Here is a 19803-nt window from a genome sequence, read left to right as displayed (position 1 = left end):
GGGCGGGCCGGCAATTGCCCTCAGGCGGCCGCCCGGCCGTCGACGGGGACGTCCAGGCGGCCGGCCACGGTGGTGAGGGCCGTGCCGAGCGGCAGTGCGACCCGGGTGAGGGCGTACCGGTCGCCCCGGGTCGGGTCCCGGTTGATGATCAGGACCGGCTTGTCGGCCTGGGCGGCCTGGCGGACGAACCGCAGCCCGGACATCACTGTCAGTGAGGAGCCCAGGACCAGCAGCGCGGCGGCCTCACGGACCAGAGCGCGGCAGTGCTCGACCCGCCGCGGCGGGACGTTCTCGCCGAAGAACACCACATCCGGTTTGAGGATGCCGCCGCAGACGGTGCACGGCACCACGTGGAAGTCGCCGACCTGCGCGTCGGTGAGGTCGGCGTCACCGTCGGGGTTGATCCCGGCGGCGACCGGGTCGAAGCCGGGGTTGGCCTCCTCGAGCCGCTGGGCGAGTTCGCGCCGCGGGCTGAGGTCGCCGCAGGTCAGGCAGACGACCCGGTCCAGGCCACCGTGGAGTTCCACGACGTCCTCGCTCCCGGCGGCCTGGTGCAGGCCGTCGACGTTCTGGGTGATCACACCCGAGAGCAGGCCGTGTCGCCCGAAGGCGGCCACGGCCCGGTGCCCGGCGTTGGGGTGGGCACGCCCGAAGGTGCGCCAGCCCAGGTGACTGCGGGCCCAGTACCGGCGTCGGGCCTGCGCGCTGCCGGTGAAGTCCTGGTAGGTCATCGGGGTGTGCCGGGTCAGGCTCCCGCCTTCGCCCCGGTAGTCGGGGATGCCCGACTCCGTGGAGATGCCCGCACCGCTGAGGACCAGCACACCGCCGCCGCGCAGCGCGTCGGCGACCGGCTCGAGATCGGTGGTGCCCGGCGGCAGGTCCTCGGGAGGGGTCCAGCTCAGAGTGGGGCGCATGTGCATGCCGCAAGGGTACGGAACGCACCGGCCTCGGGGGCTGGAAGGAAAACAGTAGCCATGTACATAGTAGCTATGTATGGTTTATCGGGTGAGTGAAGCAGCGGAGAGCGCCACCGCGGGGTTCCTGGTCTGGCGCCTGTCGATGAAATGGCGGGTCGCCGTCGACCGGGCGGTCGCGCCCCTGGGTCTGACCCATGCCCAGTACGCGGTGATGGCGTCGTTGTACGGCATGGCGCGTTCCGGGCTGCGGCCCAGCCAGCGCCGGCTCGCCGACCACACGGGGCTCGAACCGTTGTACGTGTCCAAGCTGGCCCGTGCGCTGGAGGCCGCCGGGCTCGTCACCCGCACCCGCGACCCGGACGACCCCCGCGCCATGCAGCTGGCGCTCACCGAGCGCGGACGCGACGTCACAGGCCGCGCGATCACGGTGGTCCAGGGCCTGCTGGACCAGTTGCTGGCACCGCTCGGCGGACAGCACGGCCCGCGCACGCGCGAGTTCACCCGTGAGCTGGCGACCCTGCTGGACGTACCGCTCGATCCGCGCACCGACAACGACGAGGAGCAGCCATGACCATCACCGCACCCACGGTCAACGGCCGGGTCATCGCCCTGGCGCACTTCGCGGGGCGCGCCCTGCTGGAGGACGTACTGGCACGCCACGGCGTCACGTTCCACCAGAGCGTGACGCTCCGGGCCGTGGTGGCCGCGGGCGGGTCCATCGGCTCCGGCGAGCTCGTCGAAGACGTCACCGGCTCGCTGAAGGCCGACGCGTCGGTCGTACGCGGCTTCATCGAGGAGCTCACGGCCGCGAAGCTGCTGGAGGAGGACCCGGCGGAGGCCTCCCGGATACGGCTCACCGACGCCGGACGGGAGCTGTACGAGAGCTGCACGGCGGAGACCGCCGAGATCTCCGCCCGCCTGTACGCCGATATTCCGGCCGAGGACCTCGCCGTCGCGGGCCGGGTACTGGCACTGGTCACCGAGCGCGCGAACGCGGAACCGCCCCACAGCTGAGGGCCGCCCGGCCGATGGCCGTGCTCCGAACCGGTGGTATCGGCGTGACGGTACGGGCCCGGACCCCGAAGCCGCGACGACCGGTGCTTGTCCGCACCCAGGACAGCCAGAACACCATCGCGTTGCTCCAGATGCATGCTCATCGAGCAACTGCGCGGTCTGGAGCTCTTCCAGTGGTTCGTCCGCGCGCACCTGGAGTCGAGCGGCGGCAGGCTCAGCACCCGTGGCGCCACCACCGAGACCGGTGCAGCCGACCAGGCCGCGGACCAGGCACGCAAGCAGCCGTGACCGTCGCTTCCGGCGCGCCGCGCGGTCATACGCGGCCACGCGCGAGTTTGAAGCGTGCCAGCCCGTCCGCGAGGTCGATCAGCGGTTCGGGGTAGTCCAGCCGGGCCCGCCGCGCTTCCGGGAGCCGCCAGGGCTCGTGCACGGACCCCTGCGGCACGTCGCGCAGTTCGGGCACCCACCGGCGTACGTAGGCTCCCCGCGGATCGAAGCGTTTGCCCTGGACCACGGGGTTGAGGACACGGTGGGGCCGGGTGTCCGTGCCGGTGCCCGCGACCCACTGCCAGTTGAGCTGGTTGTTGACGATGTCACCGTCCACGAGCAGGTCCAGGAAGTGCCGGGCCCCGATCCGCCAGTCCACGTACAGCGTCTTGGTCAGGAAACTCGCCACCAGCAGACGCGCCCGGTTGTGCATCCAGCCCTCGTGCCGCAGTTGGCGCATCCCCGCGTCGACGACGGGGTAGCCGGTACGGCCCTCGCGCCACGCGGCGATGTCCTCGGCCGCCTCGTCCTCGCCCCGCCAGCGGTCGTGCCGGGTGCGGTAGTCCCGGGCGGACGCCTCGGGCCGGGCCGCCATCACCTGGTGGTGGAAGTCGCGCCAGCACAGCTGACGCACGAACGCCTCCGCCCCGGGGCCGCCCCGCACACGGGACCGCTGGACGAGCTCCACCGGCGACAGGGCACCGAAGTGCAGGTACGGCGACAGCCGCGAGGTCGCGTCACCCTCCAGGTCGTCGTGCCGTTCCTCGTACGCCGCCAGTTCCGCCCGCGCCCACCGGGCGAACCTGTCCCGCCCCGCCTTCTCCCCTCCGACGGGCAGGTCCGGTGAGGTGCCGGACACGGACCCGCGGGGCGGCAGCGGTTCGCCGCGCACCTCCTCGGGCACCCGCACCGTTCGCGGTGCCCGGAGGGGCTCGCGCAGTCGCTCGGCCGACCAGCGGCGGAAGTAGGGGGTGAAGACCGCGTAGTGGTCGGAGCCGGACGGGGTCACGGCCCCGGGTGCCACCGCCGTGATCACGCCGTCGTGCACCCGCAGGGCGACACCCTGTCCGCCCAGTGCGTCGCGCAGCCGGTTCTCCCGCCGTTGCGCGTACCCGGTGACACCGGCCGCGATGTGCACCTCCGTCGCACCGCACTCGGCGACGATCGCGCCGACCTGCGGGCCCACCGGCCCGGTGCGCACGACGAGCCGGCCGCCGCGTCGCCGCAGCGAGGTGTCGAGGTCCGTCAGGCAGTCGGCGAGGAAGGCGCGGCGGTTGGGCGCGTCGAAGCCCAGCTCGTGCACCCCGGGATCGCGGACGAAGAGGGGCACCACCTCGTCGGCCGCCGCGAGCGCCGCGTGCAGCGGCGGATGGTCGTGCAGCCGCAGGTCCGAGGTGAACAGGACGACCGCGCGCCTCATGTCGTCACTCCCGGTGATGTGGGTCCCCGGGCGCTCATGCCCTTGGCGGCGGCCCGGGAGATGTTGCGGGCCATACCGCCGAAGACGACGGAGTGGAACGGTGAGACGGCCCACCAGTAGGCGTGGCCGAGCAGCCCGCGCGGATGGAACAGGGCGCGCTGCCGGTAACGGGTGCGTCCCTCGGTGTCCACCTCGGCGTACATCTCCAGCCAGGCGAGGCCGGGCAGCCGCATCTCGGCGCGCAGCCGCAGCAGACGGCCCGGTTCGATCTCCTCGACCCGCCAGAAGTCCAGCGAGTCACCGACCCGCAGGCGTTCGGCGTCCCGTCGTCCGCGTCGCAGTCCGACCCCGCCGACGAAGCGGTCCAGCCGGCCGCGCGCCGCCCACGCCAGGGGGAAGGAGTACCAGCCGGTGTCGCCGCCGATGCCCTCGATGACCTTCCACAGCGCGGCGCGGGACGCGTCGACCGTCAACTGCCGCTCGTCCCGGTAGAGACTGCCGCCGGCCCAGTCCGGATCGGTGGGCAACGGGTCACTGGGGGCGCCGGGTACGGCCGCGGACGACCAGCGGGTCGCCACCTGGGCCTCCCGGACCCGGCGCAGCGCCAGTGCCACCGCCTCGTCGAAGGGCAGCGGCCGGCCCGGGGCGTCGGGTACGTATCGGGCGATGTCGTGCTCGTCGCAGACGACCTCGTGACGCAGCGACTCGGTCAGCGGCCGTGCGAGGGAGGCGGGCACCGGGGTGACGAGACCGACCCAGTGACTCGACAGCCAGGGTGTGAGGACCGGAACCGGAACGACGATCCGCCGGCTGAGGCCGGCGACGGCGGCGTAGCGGGCCATCATCTCCCGGTAGGTCAGGACGTCCGGCCCTCCGATGTCGAACGCCCGGTCGACGTCGGCCGGCATAGGGGCCGAGCCGACCAGGTAACGCAGTACGTCGCGGACTCCGATGGGCTGGGTGCGGGTGTGCACCCAGCGCGGGGTCACCATCACGGGCAGCCGCTCGGTGAGATGGCGCAGCATCTCGAACGAGGCCGACCCCGAGCCGATGACGACGGCGGCGCGCAGCACGGTGGCGGGCACCGGGCCGTCCAGGAAGACGCGTCCGACCTCGGCCCGCGAGCGCAGATGGGGGGAGAGGGAGGACTCGGGCACGCCCTTCGGGGTGAGACCGCCGAGGTAGACGATGCGGCGTACCCCGGCGGCGTGCGCCTGCTCGGCGAAGGTGCGGGCCGCGCGGCGGTCCGTGTCCTCGAAGCCCGGGCCGGATCCGAGGGCGTGCACCAGGTAGTAGGCGACGTCGACTCCGCGCATGGCCTCGGCGACGGAGCCGGCGTCCGTGACATCACCGCGGACGGTCTCGGCGTCCGGCGCCCAGGGGTGGTCGCGGAGCTTGCCGGGGGAGCGGGCCAGACAGCGGACCCGGTGGCCGGCCCCGAGCAGCTCCGGGACCAGCCGTCCTCCGATGTACCCGGACGCCCCGGTGACCAGGCAGTGCAGCGGCTCCGCGTCCCGTTGTCCGTCCGTCGTGGCCACGGGTTCCTCCCGGTGTCTCGTGCCGACGTCGCCCTCTGGTGTCCGATCATGGCCGCGGCGACGTGGCCGTGCCCGTCGCCGCGGCCGTTCGACACCCTCACCCGCGGTCCCGGAGGGGACGGCCACGCCGCGGCGAAAGGGGGGCGCGCATACGCCGAACAGGTCAACCGGGCTGTCGCTCAGCCACTGCCGACGTCGCGCGTCGTGGTCCTGTCCGGCGGGTTCCCGCTGTCCGCGGGTTTGCCGCCCTCGCGTGCCAGGGCGCTGGGCCACCAGGCGCGCGGACCGATGTCGAGCACCAGCGCGGGAACCAGGAGCGATCGCACGACGAGCGTGTCGAGCAGAACGCCGAAGGCCACGATGAACGCGATCTGGGCCAGGAAGGCCAGCGGGATCACCATGAGCGCCGCGAACGTGGCGGCGAGCACCACGCCCGCCGAGGTGATCACCCCGCCGGTGGTGGTCAGCCCGCGCAGTACGCCCTGCCGGTTGCCGTGCACGAGTGCCTCCTCCCGCACCCGGCTCATGAGGAAGATGTTGTAGTCCACGCCGAGTGCCACGAGGAACACGAACCCGTACAGCGGCACCGACGCGTCTGTGCCGCCGAAGCCGAGGAGGTGCTCGAAGACGAGCGTCGACACCCCGAGCGTCGCCAGGAAGTTGAGGGCCACGGTCGCGACCAGCAGGACCGGTACGAGCAGGGAGCGCAGCAGCAGGACCAGGATCAGCAGGATGATGCCGAGCACCACCGGCACGATGAGCGTACGGTCCTGGGCGGCGGTCTGCTGGGTGTCGTACTGCTGTGCCGTGTAGCCGCCGACCAGCGCGTCGGCCCCGGACACCGCGTGCACGTCGGCGCGCAGCCGCTCGACGGTCTCCTTGGCCGCGTCACTGTCCGCGGCGGCCCGCAGGGTGGCGTCGATGCGGACCCTCCCGTCGACGACCAGGGGCTCACCGGCTCCCGGCCGTCCGGACGCGGTGACGGCACCGGCCGATGCCACGCCCTCCGTTTCCCGTGCCGCGGCCGTCACCTGAGCGGTGCGGTCGGCGTCGGCGATGATGACGGCGGGGTTGCCGGAGCCGGCGGGGAAGTGTTCGCCGAGCGCCTGCTGGGCGGCGACGGAGGGCGCGTCGTTCACGAAGATCTCGTCGAGGGGCACTCCCTTCGCGGACAGCGACGGGGAGAAGGCCGCGCAGGCGGCGAGGACGAGAGCGGTCACCACCCAGGTGCGGCGCGGCCTGGCGTCGACCTTCGCGGCGACGCGATGCCACACCCCGTGCCCGTCGGCGGGCACATCCGGCGTCCTGGACCGCGCGGGCCAGTACGCGGTCCTGCCCAGCAGCGCCAGCGCGGCCGGCAGGAACGTCAGGCTGGAGAGCACGGCGCAGACGATGCCGATGGCGCCGACCGGGCCGAGGGCACGGTTGTTGGTGAGGTCACTGGCGAGCAGGGCCAGCAGCGCGAGCGCCACGGTGGCCGCGCTCGCCGTGATCGCGCCGAAGGAACCGCGGACGGCCGCCAGCGCGGCCGAGGGCCGGTCCTCGCATCGGGCGAGTTCCTCACGGAAGCGCGCGGCCAGCAGCAGCGCGTAGTCCGTCGCGGCGCCGATCACGAGGATCGACAGGATGCCCTGCACCTGTCCGTCGACCCGCAGCACGTCCCGGTCGGCCAGCACGTAGACCACCGCACACGCCAGGCCCAGGGCGAAGACGGACTGAAGGATGATCAGGAACGGCAGCAGCACGCTGCGGTGGACCAGCAGCAGGATCAGCAGCACGGCGACCAGCGCCACACCCAGCAGCAGACCGTCGATGCCCGCGAAGGCGTTCGACAGGTCGGCCTGGCTCGCCGCCGGTCCGGCCAGGTGCACCGTGGTGCCCGGCACGCCGCGCGCGGACTCGTCCACCTCGTCCAGGACGTCGCTCAGTTCGTCGCCGAGGTCGGGTTCCAACTGGACGACGGCCTGCAACGCCTGCCCGTCGTCGGAGCGCAGGGCGGGCGACGGAGCGCCGACGACCCCGGGCCGTCCGGTGAGCCCGTCGACCGCGCGGGTGGCGGCCGCGCGCTGGGCCTCGGTGACGTCGGCCCCGTCCGTCGTCCAGACGACGATCGCGGGCAGGGTCTCCGACTGGTCGAACGCCTCGCGGGCCTTGAGTACCCGGGTGGACTCGGCGCTCTGCGGCAGGAACGAGGCCTGGTCGTTGGTGGCGACCTCGCCCAGTTTGCCCGCGTAGGGCCCGAGCGTGCCGCCCACGCCGAGCCAGATCAGCAGCAGGGCCAACGGGACGAGCCAACGGGCCCGGCGTGGCGCGGATCTCACAGCTGATTCCCATCGTCACAGGATCGAGGATCGGAGGAAGTAAAGGTCAACGACAAAGTAAGCCGACGACAAAGTAAGCCGACGACAAAGTATCTCAATGATTGAGTGACCCTATACTGGGGGCATGCACGGGACCGACAGCCCCACAGCGCCTCTCCCTCCCGGGGACGACCCGACGGGCCTTCAGTCCTTCGCCGTCCTCCTCCGCCGGATGAACGGCGAGTTCAACCGCATCGCCCACGAGTTCGCCCAGGCGCAGGGACTGCATCTCACGGATGTGCAGGCCCTCGTCGCGATCCTCGACGCCGACCCCGACGAAGGGCCCATGACGCCCGGGCGGCTGCGCCGGCGGCTGGACCTCACCTCGGGTGCGGTGACCGCGTGCATCGACCGGCTGGAGAAGGCGGGCCACATCCGGCGCGTCCGCGCGGCCGACGACCGCCGTGTCGTCCACCTGCACTACGCGGAGGCGGCCAAGAGTGTCGCCAGGGACTTCTTCCAGCCCTTGGCGCGCGGTACCGACGCCGCACGAGCGCGCTTCCGTGACGAGGAGCTGATGGTGGTCGCCCGTTTCCTGGACGAGATGAACCGGGAGCTGGCCCTCCTGCGCAGCGGGCCCTCCGGGCGCTGAACGCGTCAGGGCGCGGACGGCTGGATGCACGCGTCGCGGCGCACCCCAACTCACGGCGGTGCGGCGGCCATTGACGGAGCCCTGTGACGTCCCTAGCATGACGCCCCGTCATTACATCGATGTAAAACGCTGTGTGGCCCCTACCTCGTCATGGCCTTCCGGCCGAGATCCGCTCCCGGAAAGGACCCCCCTGTGCCTCCAAGGCCCCACCTCCGCTCCCGCGGGCACATCTGTCTTCTCGCCGCCGCCCTGCTCGGGCTCGTCCTGGGACTGCTTCCCGCGGCCGTCGCCCTGCCCGCCGCGGCGTCGCCCAAGGCTCCCGAATCACGGGCCGCCGCCGCGGCGGCCGGTACGTTCCGCAACCCGCTCAACACCGGGCCCGACCCGTTCATGACGCACTGGAACGGGAACTACTACCTCACCACCACCCAGGGAAACAGCATCCGCATGTGGCGCTCCCCGTCCCTGGGCACCCTCCTGACGGCCGACCCGATCACCGTGTGGACGGACTCCGACCCGTCCCGCAACCGCAACATCTGGGCCCCGGAGTTCTACCGCTTCAACGGCCGCTGGTACCTGTACTACACCGCCGACGACGGCATCGACGAGCACCACCGCCTGTACGTCCTGGAGTCGGAACGTGACGACCCGGCCGGCCCCTACCACTTCAAGGCGAAGCTCGCCCCGCCCAACCACGCCGACGACTTCGCCATCGACGCGGGCATCCTCCAACTGGGCGGACGGCTCTACCTCGCGTACAGCGGAATCAACCAGTACCAGCACAACGGGATCAACATCGCCCCGATGTCCAACCCGTACACCGTCTCCGGCAACGCCGTCGCGATCAACGCGGCCGGCGGATGCCCCGAGGTGCGGGAAGGGCCCGAGTTCCTGTACCGCAACGGCCGGGTCTGGATGACGTACTCCACCTGCGACACGGGCAAGCCGGACTACCAGGTCTGGATGATGTCGATGCCGCTGGGCGCCGACCCGCTCGTACCGGGCAACTGGCGGCAGCACCAGGGCGCGGTGTTCTCCCGGGCAGACGACCGGGGCGTGTTCGGGCCCGGCCACCACGCCTTCTTCAGCTCTCCCGACGGCACCGAGGACTGGATCGTCTACCACGCCAAGACCACGTCGGTGAACACCTACAGCAACCGCACCACCCGGGCGCAGAAGTTCACCTGGCGTGCCGACGGGAGCCCCGACTTCGGCCGTCCACTGGCGATGGGCGCCACCCAGGACCTGCCCTCCGGCGACCCGGGGTCCGGCAACTACTGGATCAACGACGACGGCCGCTCCAGCGGCCCCGGCGGCGTCACCTACACCGGCAACTGGAACTCCGGCACGGGCTGCGCCACCCAGTGCTTCTGGAGCGACGACCACTGGAGCGACCGGGCCGGTGCCACGGCCACCTTCTCCTTCACCGGCACCCGCATCGTCCTGCTCTCCGTCAAGGACACCGGCAACGGCTACGCGGCCATCAGCATCGACGGCGGCCCCGAACAGCAGGTGGACTTCCACAACTCGATCCGCGTCGGCGAGGCGGTGCAGTACACCAGTCCACGGCTCGCCCACGGCAGTCACACCCTCCGGGTCCGGGTCACGGGACAGCACAACTCCCAGTCAGGGGCGTCCTTCGTGAGCGTCGACCGCGCCGAGGTCTACGTGAACTGACACACCCCACCGGCCGTCGGTGCCCCTGACGCACCGACGGCCGGGCACGCCACTCCGACCCCTCCCGGGTGGACGCGCGCGCCGACGACTTTGTCTCACGCGAGGAAGAAGATGAGGGACTGCGCGCGAAAGGGGTTACGCGTTCGGGCCGCGCCCGCTAACTTCCTTGAAATGAACCGGTCATAACCCTGTGCGGGTGACGGCCGGTGTCCCCACGGCGCGACGGCGCGCGCCCGTACTCCTTCACGGCAGGCCCCCGGGCCCGCCGCCACCCCCCATATCCCGGGAGACATCCGTGCGCAGGAAACCGCTCGGACACAGACGTATCCGCACACTGCTGACCGCCGTGGCGTGTGTCATCGGCCTGGCGCTGCCCCTGGGCCCTGCCGCGGCAGCACCCACCGCCGCCCAGGCCGGACCCGAGGCCGCCGCGGCCGTCGACTTCCAGCAGGTCACCCTCGCCAAAGGCGTGGCCGAGACGGGCGAGCCGATGACCCTGGCCGTCCTGCCCGACCGCTCGGTGCTGCACACCTCGCGCGACGGCACACTGCGGCTCACCGACGCGGCGGGCACCACCACCGTGGCGGGCAGGCTGGAGGTCTACAGCCACGACGAGGAGGGCCTCCAGGGAGTCGCCGTCGACCCCGGCTTCGCCTCCAACCGCTTCGTCTACCTCTACTACGCTCCCAAGCTGAGCACTCCGGCCGGGGACGCCCCGGCCGACGGGACGGCATCCGACTTCACCCCGTTCGACGGCGTCAACCGGCTGTCCCGCTTCGTCCTCAGGGCCGACGGCACCCTGGACTTGGGCAGTGAGAGGAAGATCCTCGACGTGCCCGCCTCCCGCGGCCTGTGCTGTCACGTCGGCGGCGACATCGACTTCGACGCGGCGGGCAACCTCTACCTGTCGACGGGCGACGACACCAACCCCTTCGCCTCCGACGGCTACACGCCCATCGACGAGCGCTCCTCGCGCAACCCCGCCTACGACGCCCAGCGTTCCTCGGGCAACACCAACGACCTGCGCGGCAAGGTCCTGCGTATCAAGGTGAACGCCGACGGCACGTACAGCATCCCGGCCGGCAACCTCTTCGCCCCCGGCACCGCCCGAACCCGCCCCGAGATCTACGCGATGGGCTTCCGCAACCCCTTCCGGATGAGCGTCGACAAGGCGACGGGAACCGTCTACGTCGGTGACTACGGCCCGGACGCCGGCACCGCCAGCGCCTCCCGCGGTCCCGGCGGGCAGGTCGAGTTCAACCGGATCACCAAGGCCGGCAACTTCGGCTGGCCGTACTGCACGGGGAAGAACAACGCCTACGTCGACTACGACTTCGGCACCGGAGCCTCGGGCGCGGCCTTCAACTGCGCGGCGCCGAAGAACACTTCACCGCGCAACACCGGTCTGACCGACCTGCCGCCCGCCCAGCCCGCCTGGATCCCCTACGACGGCGGTTCCGTCCCGGAGTTCGGCAACGGTTCCGAGTCGCCCATGGGCGGACCCGTCTACCGCTACGACGCGAACTCCACCTCCGAGGTGAAGTTCCCCGCCGAGTACGACGGGGACTTCTTCGCCGGTGAGTTCGGCCGCCGCTGGATCAAGCGGATCGAGGCCGGCGGCGACGGCACCGTGCAGTCCATCAACGCCTTCCCCTGGAGCGGCACCCAGGTGATGGACATGGCCTTCGGTCCCGACGGTGCCCTCTACGTCCTCGACTACGGCACCGGCTACTTCAACGGCGACGCCAACTCGGCCCTGTACCGCATCGAGCACGTGACCGGCGGGCTCGCCCCGGTGGCCCAGGCCAAGGCGAACACCACCTCCGGCACCGCACCCCTCACCGTCGGCTTCTCCTCCGCCGGCAGCTCCGACCCCGACGGCGGCACGCTCACCCACGCCTGGACCTTCGGCGACGGCGCCACCTCCACGGCGGCCAACCCGTCCCACACCTACACCGCCAACGGCCAGTACACCGCGACGCTGAAGGTCACCGACCCCACCGGCAAGTCCGCCACGGCCTCCGTACAGATCACCGTCGGCAACACCGCCCCGACCGTCCGGCTCGACACCCCCGTCGACGGACGCATCCACGACTTCGGCGACGCCATCCCGTTCAAGGTGACCGTCACCGACCCGGAGGACGGCACGATCGACTGCGCCAAGGTGAAGGTCACCTTCATCATCGGCCACGACAGCCACGGACACCCGCAGACCTCGGCCACCGGCTGCACCGGCACCCTCCAGACCCTGGCCGACGGCGAACACGACCCCAACGCCAACATCTTCGGCGTCGTCGACGCCGAGTACACCGACAAGGGCGCGAACGGACAGACCGCGCTCACCGCCCACGACCAGCACATCACCCAGCCCAGCCACCGGCAGGCCGAGCACTACGGCGACTCCGCCGGCGTCCAGGTCATCAACCACGCATCCGCGCACGGCGGCAAGACGGTCGGCGACATCAACAACGGCGACTGGATCTCCTTCACGCCCTACAGCCTCGACAACACCACCGGCTTCACCGCCCGTGTCTCCTCCGCGGGCGCAGGCGGCACCCTCGAGGTCCGCGCCGGTTCCCCGACCGGCACCCTGCTCGGCACGGCCACCGTGCCGGTCACCGGCGACTGGGAGACCTTCCAGGACGTCACGGCGTCGCTGAGCAACCAGCCGGCCGGATCCACCACCCTCCACCTCGTCTTCAAGGGCGGCAGCGGCGCCCTGTTCGACGTGGACGAGTTCTCCTTCACCACCTCAACCGGCGGCACCCGCACGGGCGAGGTGAAGGGGGTCAACGGGAAGTGTCTGGATGTGGACAACGCGGGCACGGCGGATGGTACGGAGGTGCAGATCTGGACGTGCAACGGGTCCGCGGCGCAGCGGTGGACGGTGGCCGGTGACGGCACGTTGAGGGCGCTGGGCAAGTGTCTGGACGTGTCCGGTGGTGGGAGTGCGGACGGCACGAGGGTGCAGTTGTGGACGTGCAACGGGACGGGGGCGCAGAAGTGGGCGGCCCAGTCGGACGGCACGGTCCGCAATCCGCAGTCGGGCAAGTGCCTGGATGCCTCGGGCGGTACCTGGAACGACGGGACACCGGTCCATCTGTGGACCTGCCACACCGGAGCCAACCAGAAATGGACCCTGCCGTAGAAAGGAGGCGACCCGCGATGCGCACCATGCTCAGAACAGCGCTCGGCCTGTGCGCCGGCGCCATGCTCTGCCTTGCACCCCAGGCCACGGCACTGCCCGGCGCCGCACCGGCCCCCGACCACGTCGCGCACGCCCCGGCCCGCGCGGCCACCGCGGCGGCCGACCCGGCGTACCAGATCCTCGTCTACTCCCGGACGGCGGGCTTCCGGCACTCCTCGATCGACGAGGGCATCACGGCACTGCGCGACCTGGGAGCGGCGAACAACTTCACCGTCACCGCCACCGAGGACCCGGCAGCCTTCACCACCGCCAACCTCGCCCAGTACCGGGCCGTGGTCTTCCTGTCGACCACGGGCGATGTGCTTGGCCCCGCCCAACAGACCGCCTTCGAGCAGTACTTGGGCGCCGGTGGCGGCTACGTCGGCATCCACGCCGCCGCCGACACCGAGTACGACTGGCCCTTCTACGAAGGACTGGCCGGCGCCCTGTTCCAGTCCCACCCCGCCATCCAGCCCGCGACCGTCAAGGTCGAGGACCGCGCGCACGACGCCACCGCGCATCTGGACCGCACCTGGCAGCGCACCGACGAGTGGTACAACTACCGCACCAATCCCCGCACCACCGCCCACGTCCTGGCATCGTTGGACGAGTCCAGCTACTCCGGCGGCACCATGTCCGGCGACCACCCGATCGCCTGGTGCAAGGACTACGCCGGTGGCCGGGCCTTCTACACCGGCGGCGGCCACACCGAGGAGTCCTACGCGGACCCCGCCTTCCGACGGCACCTGCTCGGAGGCATCCGCTGGGCCGCCGGCACCACCAAGGCGGACTGCCGCCCGGAGACCGGCTACACACCCCTGTTCGACGGCACCGGCACGACCGGCTGGAAGCAGGCGGGACCCGGCGGCTTCACCCTCGCCGACGGCACCCTCACCTCGCACGGAGGACTGGGACTCCTCTGGTACCAGGCGAAGGAGTTCACCGGTGACTACTCCCTGAAACTGGACTGGAAGGCGAGCGGTGACGACAACTCCGGTGTCTTCGTGGGCTTTCCGTCGTCCGACGACCCCTGGTCCGCGGTGGACAACGGATACGAGATCCAGATCGACGCCACCGACGCGGCCGACCGCACCACGGGTGCCGTGTACGGATTCCAGTCCGCCGACCTGGCCGCGCGCGATGCCGCGCTGAACCCGCCGGGGGAGTGGAACACGTACGAGCTCCGCGTCACCGGTGAGCGGCTGGAGATCTTCCTCAACGGACGGAAGATCAACGACTTCACCAACACCGACCCGGCGCGCAGCCTCAAGCAGGGCCACATCGGCCTCCAGAACCACGGTGACGGCGACGAGGTGGCCTTCCGCAACATCCGGATCAAGCAGACCGGAACCCCCTCCGATCCCCGCACGGGTGAGGTGAAGGGGGTCAACGGGAAGTGTCTGGATGTGGACAACGCGGGCACGGCGGATGGTACGGAGGTGCAGATCTGGACGTGCAACGCGACCGCGGCGCAGCGGTGGACGGTGGCCGGTGACGGCACGTTGAGGGCGCTGGGCAAGTGTCTGGACGTGTCCGGTGGTGGGAGTGCGGACGGCACGAGGGTGCAGTTGTGGACGTGCAACGGGACGGGGGCGCAGAAGTGGGCGGCCCAGTCGGACGGCACGGTCCGCAATCCGCAGTCGGGCAAGTGCCTGGACGCCTCGGGCGGTACCTGGAACGACGGCACACCGGTCCACCTGTGGACCTGCCACACCGGCCCCAACCAGAAATGGACCCTGCCCTGACGGGCGGCACCACCGGCCGCAGCCCCGCATGAAGGCGCGTCCGGGCCCGGTTCGCTTCCCCACCGGGCCCGCACGCGCCACCGCGGGCGCCCCCACCCGCTACCGTGACCGTGTGGACCAGGATGAACGGCTCCTTCACGCCTCGTCGTTCGGGTCGGCGGCGCCCGCGTACGCCGAACACCGTCCGGACTACGCGCGGGCCGCGGTGCGTTGGGCACTGGAACCCGCGCCCGGCGCACGCGTGCTCGACCTCGGCGCCGGAACCGGGAAACTGACCGGCACGCTGGTCGCCCTGGGTGCCGAAGTCGTGGCGGTCGAGCCCGACCCGGCGATGCTGACGGAGCTGCGCCGCTCCCTGCCCGCCGTCCGTGCCCTGCCGGGCAGCGCCGAGTCGATACCGCTGCCGGACGCCTCCGTCGACGCGGTCCTGGCCGGCAACGCCATGCACTGGTTCGACATGGCCGTCGCGGGACCCGAGATCGCCCGGGTCCTCGCACCCGGCGGCGTCCTGGCCGGCCTGTGGAACGTGATGGACGACGAGGTCGAGTGGGTCGCCGGGCTCGCGCATGTCTGCGGGAGGGCAGCCGTCGGCCCGCGTGACACGCCCGCCGCATGGCGTGCCGAGACCGCCGACGCGCACCTTCCGAAGACCGGCGCGGCCGCCCGGTTCGGCTCGCCTGAGCAGGCGGAGTTCCCGCACGGCCAGCGCCGCACGGCCGACTCCCTCGTCGCGACCCTCGCCACGCGCGCGGGGATGCTGGTCATGCCGGCACGGGAACGGGAGGCCGCCCTGGGCAGGATCCGCGCCTACCTCGCGAGCAGACCGGAGACCGCCCACGGCGCATTCACCCTTCCGATGCTGACCGGAGTACTGCGCGTCCGGCAGCTGTGAGGCATCACGCGAGCCCCTGACAGCAGTCGGGTGAGACCGGCGCCGGACTTGGTCGCCCGAGCGGTGTCCCGCACGGCGGTGCCCGTACCGGACGTGATACTCGTGCCATGCCCCGCGGAGTCCGTCACCGTGTTCTGCCGGCCTCGCAGCGCCGGTCTCTGGAGGAATTGACGCAGGACCTCGACCTGTCGTCCGGGGACACCGGGGCCAAGCTCTCGGCGTTCTGGACAATGCTGGTGCTGTCGGCGGTCATCGCGGCCTGCGGGGTGCTCACGGACTCGACCGCCACCGTGATCGGCGCCATGATCATCGCGCCGCTGTCCACCCCGATCATGGGTATCGCCGTGGGTTCCGTGCGGCGCCGTCGCACCGGAGCGGTGAGGACGGTCCTCCTCGCCGCACTGCTGGTCATCGCGATCGGGACGGTGTTCTCGGTGGTCGTGCCCGGCAACTACGCGCTGCTCTCCAACAGTCAGATCGCGTCGAGGACGTCCCCGGGCCTGCTGGACCTGCTCGCCGCCCTCGCGACGGGACTGGCGGGCGCGGTGGCGCTGGCCCGCCGCGACGTCGCCGCGGTGCTGCCCGGTGTGGCGATCGCCATCTCCCTCGTTCCGCCCCTGGTCGTCGTGGGGGTGTGTCTGGGGCAGCTGGCCGGATGGCTGGCGCTGGGCGCGCTCGTCCTGTTCGTGTCCAACCTCTTCGCCCTGGTCTTCGGGGGCATGGTGACCTTCGCGGCCCTCGGTTACGGCACGGAGACGCCCCAGCCGGCGGGGCGGCCCGCGCGCAGGGCGTACGTCGCCATGGCCCTGCTGTTGGCCGTCGTGTTCGTGCCGCTGGCGGGGCACGCCGCGCTCACCCTGCTGCTCAACACCTGGACGGGCCGTGCCAAGGACGTGGCGGAGCAGTGGCTGGCCGGTGAGCCCGGCGCGTTGGTCACCGACGTGGACACGGCCTCGAGGACGATGCGCATCCACGTCCTCGTCCCCGGCGACCTGCCGCCCGTCGGGCGCCTTCTCGACCGTCTTGAAGGGCAGATCCCGGACGGCATCCCCGTCGTGGTGGAGCAGACGAACGGCCGGCGCGTCGACGCGGGCAAGGTCGGCGGCTGAGCGACGGTGCCCGGACGTCGCCCCCGCCGAGCGATGCGGACCCCCTCCGCACCGCGTGTGGCCTGGTGGCGCGGCCTGCCCCAGGCGTCGGCCGCGCGAGTGAGAGCGCTGCACGCTCGGCTCGAGGGCCGGTTCCCGGTGATCACGCGTCTCGTGGATCGCCTGGTGTCGGTGAACGTCTTCGACTCCGCCACCCGACTCGCCGCCCAGTGCTTCCTGACCGCGGTCCCGTTGCTCTTCGTGATCAGTGCCTACGCACCCACGGCGATGCGGGATCAGCTCGCGCGTTCGGTGAGTGACGTCTTCGGTCTGACGGGGGAGGCGCGGACCCAGTTGGAGCAGGTGTTCCGGCCGCCCACCGACGACCTGCGGCAGGCCACCGGGGTGGTCGGCGGACTGATGGTGCTGCTGTCGGCCACCGCCGTCAGCCGCGCGATGATGCGGCTGTGCAAACGGGCCTGGAGCATCCCGCGGGCCGGGACGAGGATCGCTCCCTGGCGGTGGCTGGCTTGGATCGTCGTCTGGCTCGGAGTGCTGATCGTGCAGGGTCCGCTGCGCGACGGGTTCGGCCTCGGTGCCTGGCTCGGGGTTCCGGTCACCCTGGTCACGCAGACGGCCCTGTGGTGGTGGACCCAGCACCTCCTGCTGGGCGGGCTGGTCCGCTGGGCGCCCCTGCTGCCGGGTGCCATGGTCACGGCCGCCGCGGTGACCGGTCTGTCGGCGACCGCCCACATCTACATGCCGCGGGCCCTCAACCGGGCCACGGCCGAGTACGGCCCCGCGGGTTCGGTCTTCGTCCTGCTCTCCTGGCTGATCGTGGTGTGCGTGGCCGTCACCGTCAGCATCAGCGTGGGCGCCGTCGCGGCCCGGGAACCCTTCCTGGCGAGCCGCCTGGGCGACCCGGCTTCCCCGAACCGTGCGACGAAGCACAGGTGATCACTCCGTGCCCCAGAGCTGTCGCAGGGCCGCGTTGACGGCGTCCGGTTGCTGGGTGTGGGGGTAGAAACCCGGGACGCGCAACAGCCGGGCGCCGAGGGTGTCCGCGAGGATCTCGGCGCATGCCATCAGTGGCTCGCCGACATGGGTCCGGTAGATGTCGGGGGCGTCCTCCCAGGTGCCGCAGATGATCTGCGTCGGCCACGGGGCGGAACGCAGGGGTTCCAGGGGCACGTGTGCCTCCCAGATGGGCCGTTCCCGCATCGACGTGGCCACCGCCCGCAGCCGCTCTGCGGTCGGCTCCGGCATGGGCAGCCCGATGCCTTCGGTGGAGGCGCGCAGGAACTCCAGAGGGGTCACGGACTCCGGCAGGTCGCCAGGCGCCGACTGGGCGACGCGTTCCAGCATCGTCGCGACGGTGGGGTGCTCGGCGGCGGCCGTGAAGGCGGAGGGCTGGATCAGCGTCAGTGACCGGACCAGTTCGGGACGGCGGGCGGCGGCGAGCATGGCGATCACCCCGCCGTTGCCGTGTCCGACCAGGTGCGCCGGGGCACGGGGATCGTCCGGCAGGGTCCGCAGGTCGTCGAGCAGGCCGACGACGTCGTCGGCGTCCGTCTCGAAGTCACCGAGCTCGGTGTCCGGACTGCGGCCGTACCCGCGCCGGTCCACGAGCAGCAGGCAGTGCTGCTCGGCGAGCGGGCGCTGGGCCGCGAAGCCGTACAGGTCGTCAGCGCCCCAGGTGAAGATGTTGTGCACGAAGACCGAGGGCGTCGTTCTCCGGCCGCCGGTCTCCTCCCACCTCGTGACGTGGACCGGTGCCAACGGTGCCGGCGCCTCACCATCCCCACCGGGCGGCCCCTCCCACCCGCGCATGTGCCGGTCGACCCGGTCACGCACCTGCCGCCACAGCCCCGCGTCCAGGCCGGCGTCCATTCCCTCCGCCGCGAACACGGCGTCGGTGAAGCGGTCCGCGTCGGAGGGGGGTGCTGTCTCCAGGGCCCGCTGCTCGTGGGGCGGGAGGCAGAAGCCGAGCTCGACGCAGAGTTCGTACAGGAGTTGCCGAACCGCGGTCCTCGGGTCGCGTGGGGTCATGGCACCGCATGGTCGCATGGTGCCGCCGGGCCGAAGAAGCCCATGCCGGGCCCGGGGCCGGCGCGCCGATCACCGACCACAATGATCGTCGTGACGTCACTTCACACCAACCCGCTCTTCACCCGGCTCGCCGATTCCGAACGAATCCTCGTCGCGGGCGCGGGCGGCGGGTTCGACATCTACTCCGGCCTGCCGCTGGCCCTCTCCCTCCTGCACCAGAAGAAGGAGGTGCATCTCGCGAACCTCTCCTTCAGCGCCCTCGCCGGGCTTCCTCCCGACAACTGGGCCGCCGACGACCTGGCCGTCGTCACTCCCGACTCCGCCCCGCACCAGACCTACTTCCCGGAGCGGACGCTCGCCCAGTGGCTGCACCTGCACGGTTACCCGGCCACCGTGTACGCCTTCCCGCAGATCGGCGTGCGCCCGCTGCGCGCCGCGTACCAGGCACTGGCCGAACTGCACGGCATCGACGCCGTGGTGCTGGTCGACGGCGGCACGGACATCCTGCTGCGCGGTGACGAGGCCGGCCTCGGCACGCCCGAGGAGGACCTGACCAGCGTGGCGGCGCTGGCCGCGCTGGACGCAATACCGAACCGGGTCGTGGTGTCGCTCGGGTTCGGTGTGGACGCCTACCACGGAGTGAACCACGTACAGGTCCTCGAGAACATCGCGGCCCTGGAGCGCGACGGCGCGTACCTCGGAGCGTTCTCCCTCCCACGCGCCACCCGTGAGGGGGCCCTGTACCTGGACGCGGTGGCGCACGCCCAGCACCACACCCCCGAGCACCCCAGCATCGTGAACGGCTCCATCGCGGCGGCCGTGCGCGGCCAGTTCGGCGACGTCCGGTTCACCGAACGCACCCGGGGCAGCGAGCTGTTCGTGAACCCGCTGATGTCCCTGTACTTCGCCTTCGACCTGCCGGGCCTGGCGGCCCGCTGCCTGTACCTGGACCGGATCGAGGACACCTATCTGATGCGTCAAGTGCACTCCCGAATCGCCGAGTTCCGCGATTCCACGGTGCCCCGCCCGCCCCGCACCTTCCCCCATTAGCGACGGG

General features: G+C 71.6%; 15 protein-coding genes and 1 pseudogene. 11 read left to right on the top strand and 5 right to left on the bottom strand.

Annotation, left to right across the window (positions count from 1 at the left end; all coding sequences use genetic code 11):
• Window positions 1-20 precede the first annotated feature (20 nt).
• Entirely contained in the window at window positions 21-920 is a 900-nt protein-coding gene (locus tag ACZ470_RS14180) for an NAD-dependent protein deacetylase (protein WP_468427145.1), read from the bottom strand.
• An 85-nt stretch (window positions 921-1005) separates the two neighbouring features.
• On the opposite strand from ACZ470_RS14180, the gene ACZ470_RS14175 reads away from it, so the two are divergent.
• The 3 genes and pseudogenes from ACZ470_RS14175 to ACZ470_RS14165 form a co-directional block, all read left to right on the top strand.
• Entirely contained in the window at window positions 1006-1488 is a 483-nt protein-coding gene (locus ACZ470_RS14175) for a MarR family winged helix-turn-helix transcriptional regulator (protein WP_468427144.1), read from the top strand.
• A complete protein-coding gene (locus tag ACZ470_RS14170; protein ID WP_468427143.1) occupies window positions 1485-1931 on the top strand; it encodes a MarR family winged helix-turn-helix transcriptional regulator in 447 nt (148 codons plus the stop codon). The genes ACZ470_RS14175 and ACZ470_RS14170 overlap by 4 nt, the downstream gene beginning before the upstream one ends.
• 135 nt (window positions 1932-2066) lie before the next feature.
• Window positions 2067-2219: pseudogene (locus ACZ470_RS14165) on the top strand (DNA starvation/stationary phase protection protein); the annotation flags it as partial.
• A gap of 25 nt (window positions 2220-2244) precedes the next feature.
• On the opposite strand, the gene ACZ470_RS14160 reads toward ACZ470_RS14165, so the two are convergent.
• The 3 genes from ACZ470_RS14160 to ACZ470_RS14150 all read right to left on the bottom strand — a co-directional run bounded on the left by ACZ470_RS14160 (window position 2245) and on the right by ACZ470_RS14150 (window position 7477).
• Window positions 2245-3618 (bottom strand): cryptochrome/photolyase family protein, encoded by a 1374-nt coding sequence (locus ACZ470_RS14160; protein WP_468427142.1) that lies wholly within the window; start codon window positions 3616-3618, stop codon window positions 2245-2247.
• A complete protein-coding gene (locus ACZ470_RS14155; protein WP_468427141.1) occupies window positions 3615-5156 on the bottom strand; it encodes an SDR family oxidoreductase in 1542 nt (513 codons plus the stop codon). The genes ACZ470_RS14160 and ACZ470_RS14155 overlap by 4 nt, the downstream gene beginning before the upstream one ends.
• A 179-nt stretch (window positions 5157-5335) precedes the next feature.
• On the bottom strand, window positions 5336-7477 hold the full coding sequence (locus ACZ470_RS14150; protein ID WP_468427140.1) for an MMPL family transporter: 2142 nt from the start codon (window positions 7475-7477) through the stop codon (window positions 5336-5338).
• 124 nt (window positions 7478-7601) lie between these two features.
• Between ACZ470_RS14150 and ACZ470_RS14145 the strand changes: the two genes are divergently transcribed.
• The 7 genes from ACZ470_RS14145 (at window position 7602) to ACZ470_RS14115 (ending at window position 17654) form a co-directional block, all read left to right on the top strand.
• Window positions 7602-8108, top strand: a complete 507-nt coding sequence (locus ACZ470_RS14145) for a MarR family winged helix-turn-helix transcriptional regulator (protein ID WP_468427139.1) — start codon at window positions 7602-7604, stop codon at window positions 8106-8108.
• A 150-nt stretch (window positions 8109-8258) separates the two neighbouring features.
• Entirely contained in the window at window positions 8259-9785 is a 1527-nt protein-coding gene (locus ACZ470_RS14140; protein ID WP_468427138.1) for a family 43 glycosylhydrolase, read from the top strand.
• 295 nt (window positions 9786-10080) lie between these two features.
• Entirely contained in the window at window positions 10081-12933 is a 2853-nt protein-coding gene (locus ACZ470_RS14135) for a lectin (RefSeq protein WP_468427137.1), read from the top strand.
• Between the two features lie 17 nt (window positions 12934-12950).
• Window positions 12951-14717, top strand: a complete 1767-nt coding sequence (locus tag ACZ470_RS14130; protein WP_468427136.1) for a lectin — start codon at window positions 12951-12953, stop codon at window positions 14715-14717.
• A gap of 112 nt (window positions 14718-14829) precedes the next feature.
• Window positions 14830-15609, top strand: coding sequence for a class I SAM-dependent methyltransferase (locus ACZ470_RS14125; RefSeq protein WP_468427135.1), 780 nt, complete (start codon window positions 14830-14832; stop codon window positions 15607-15609).
• 107 nt (window positions 15610-15716) lie between these two features.
• A complete protein-coding gene (locus tag ACZ470_RS14120) occupies window positions 15717-16718 on the top strand; it encodes a TIGR00341 family protein (RefSeq protein WP_468427134.1) in 1002 nt (333 codons plus the stop codon).
• Window positions 16719-16871: 153 nt separating this feature from the next.
• The gene (locus ACZ470_RS14115) at window positions 16872-17654 is read left to right on the top strand and encodes a YhjD/YihY/BrkB family envelope integrity protein (protein WP_468427133.1); all 783 of its coding nucleotides are present in this window, start codon (window positions 16872-16874) and stop codon (window positions 17652-17654) included.
• On the opposite strand, the gene ACZ470_RS14110 is transcribed toward ACZ470_RS14115, so the two are convergent.
• Window positions 17655-18746 carry an alpha/beta fold hydrolase gene (locus ACZ470_RS14110; protein ID WP_468427132.1) on the bottom strand — a complete coding sequence of 364 codons (1092 nt, stop codon included), beginning with the start codon at window positions 18744-18746 and terminating at the stop codon, window positions 17655-17657. It lies immediately after the preceding gene.
• Between the two features lie 90 nt (window positions 18747-18836).
• On the opposite strand from ACZ470_RS14110, the gene ACZ470_RS14105 reads away from it, so the two are divergent.
• Window positions 18837-19796, top strand: a complete 960-nt coding sequence (locus ACZ470_RS14105) for a DUF1152 domain-containing protein (RefSeq protein ID WP_468427131.1) — start codon at window positions 18837-18839, stop codon at window positions 19794-19796.
• Window positions 19797-19803: the final 7 nt, after the last annotated feature.

Source organism: Streptomyces sp. NPDC031111 (genome assembly GCF_055570675.1).
This window is presented reverse-complemented; position numbering and strand designations above follow the sequence as displayed.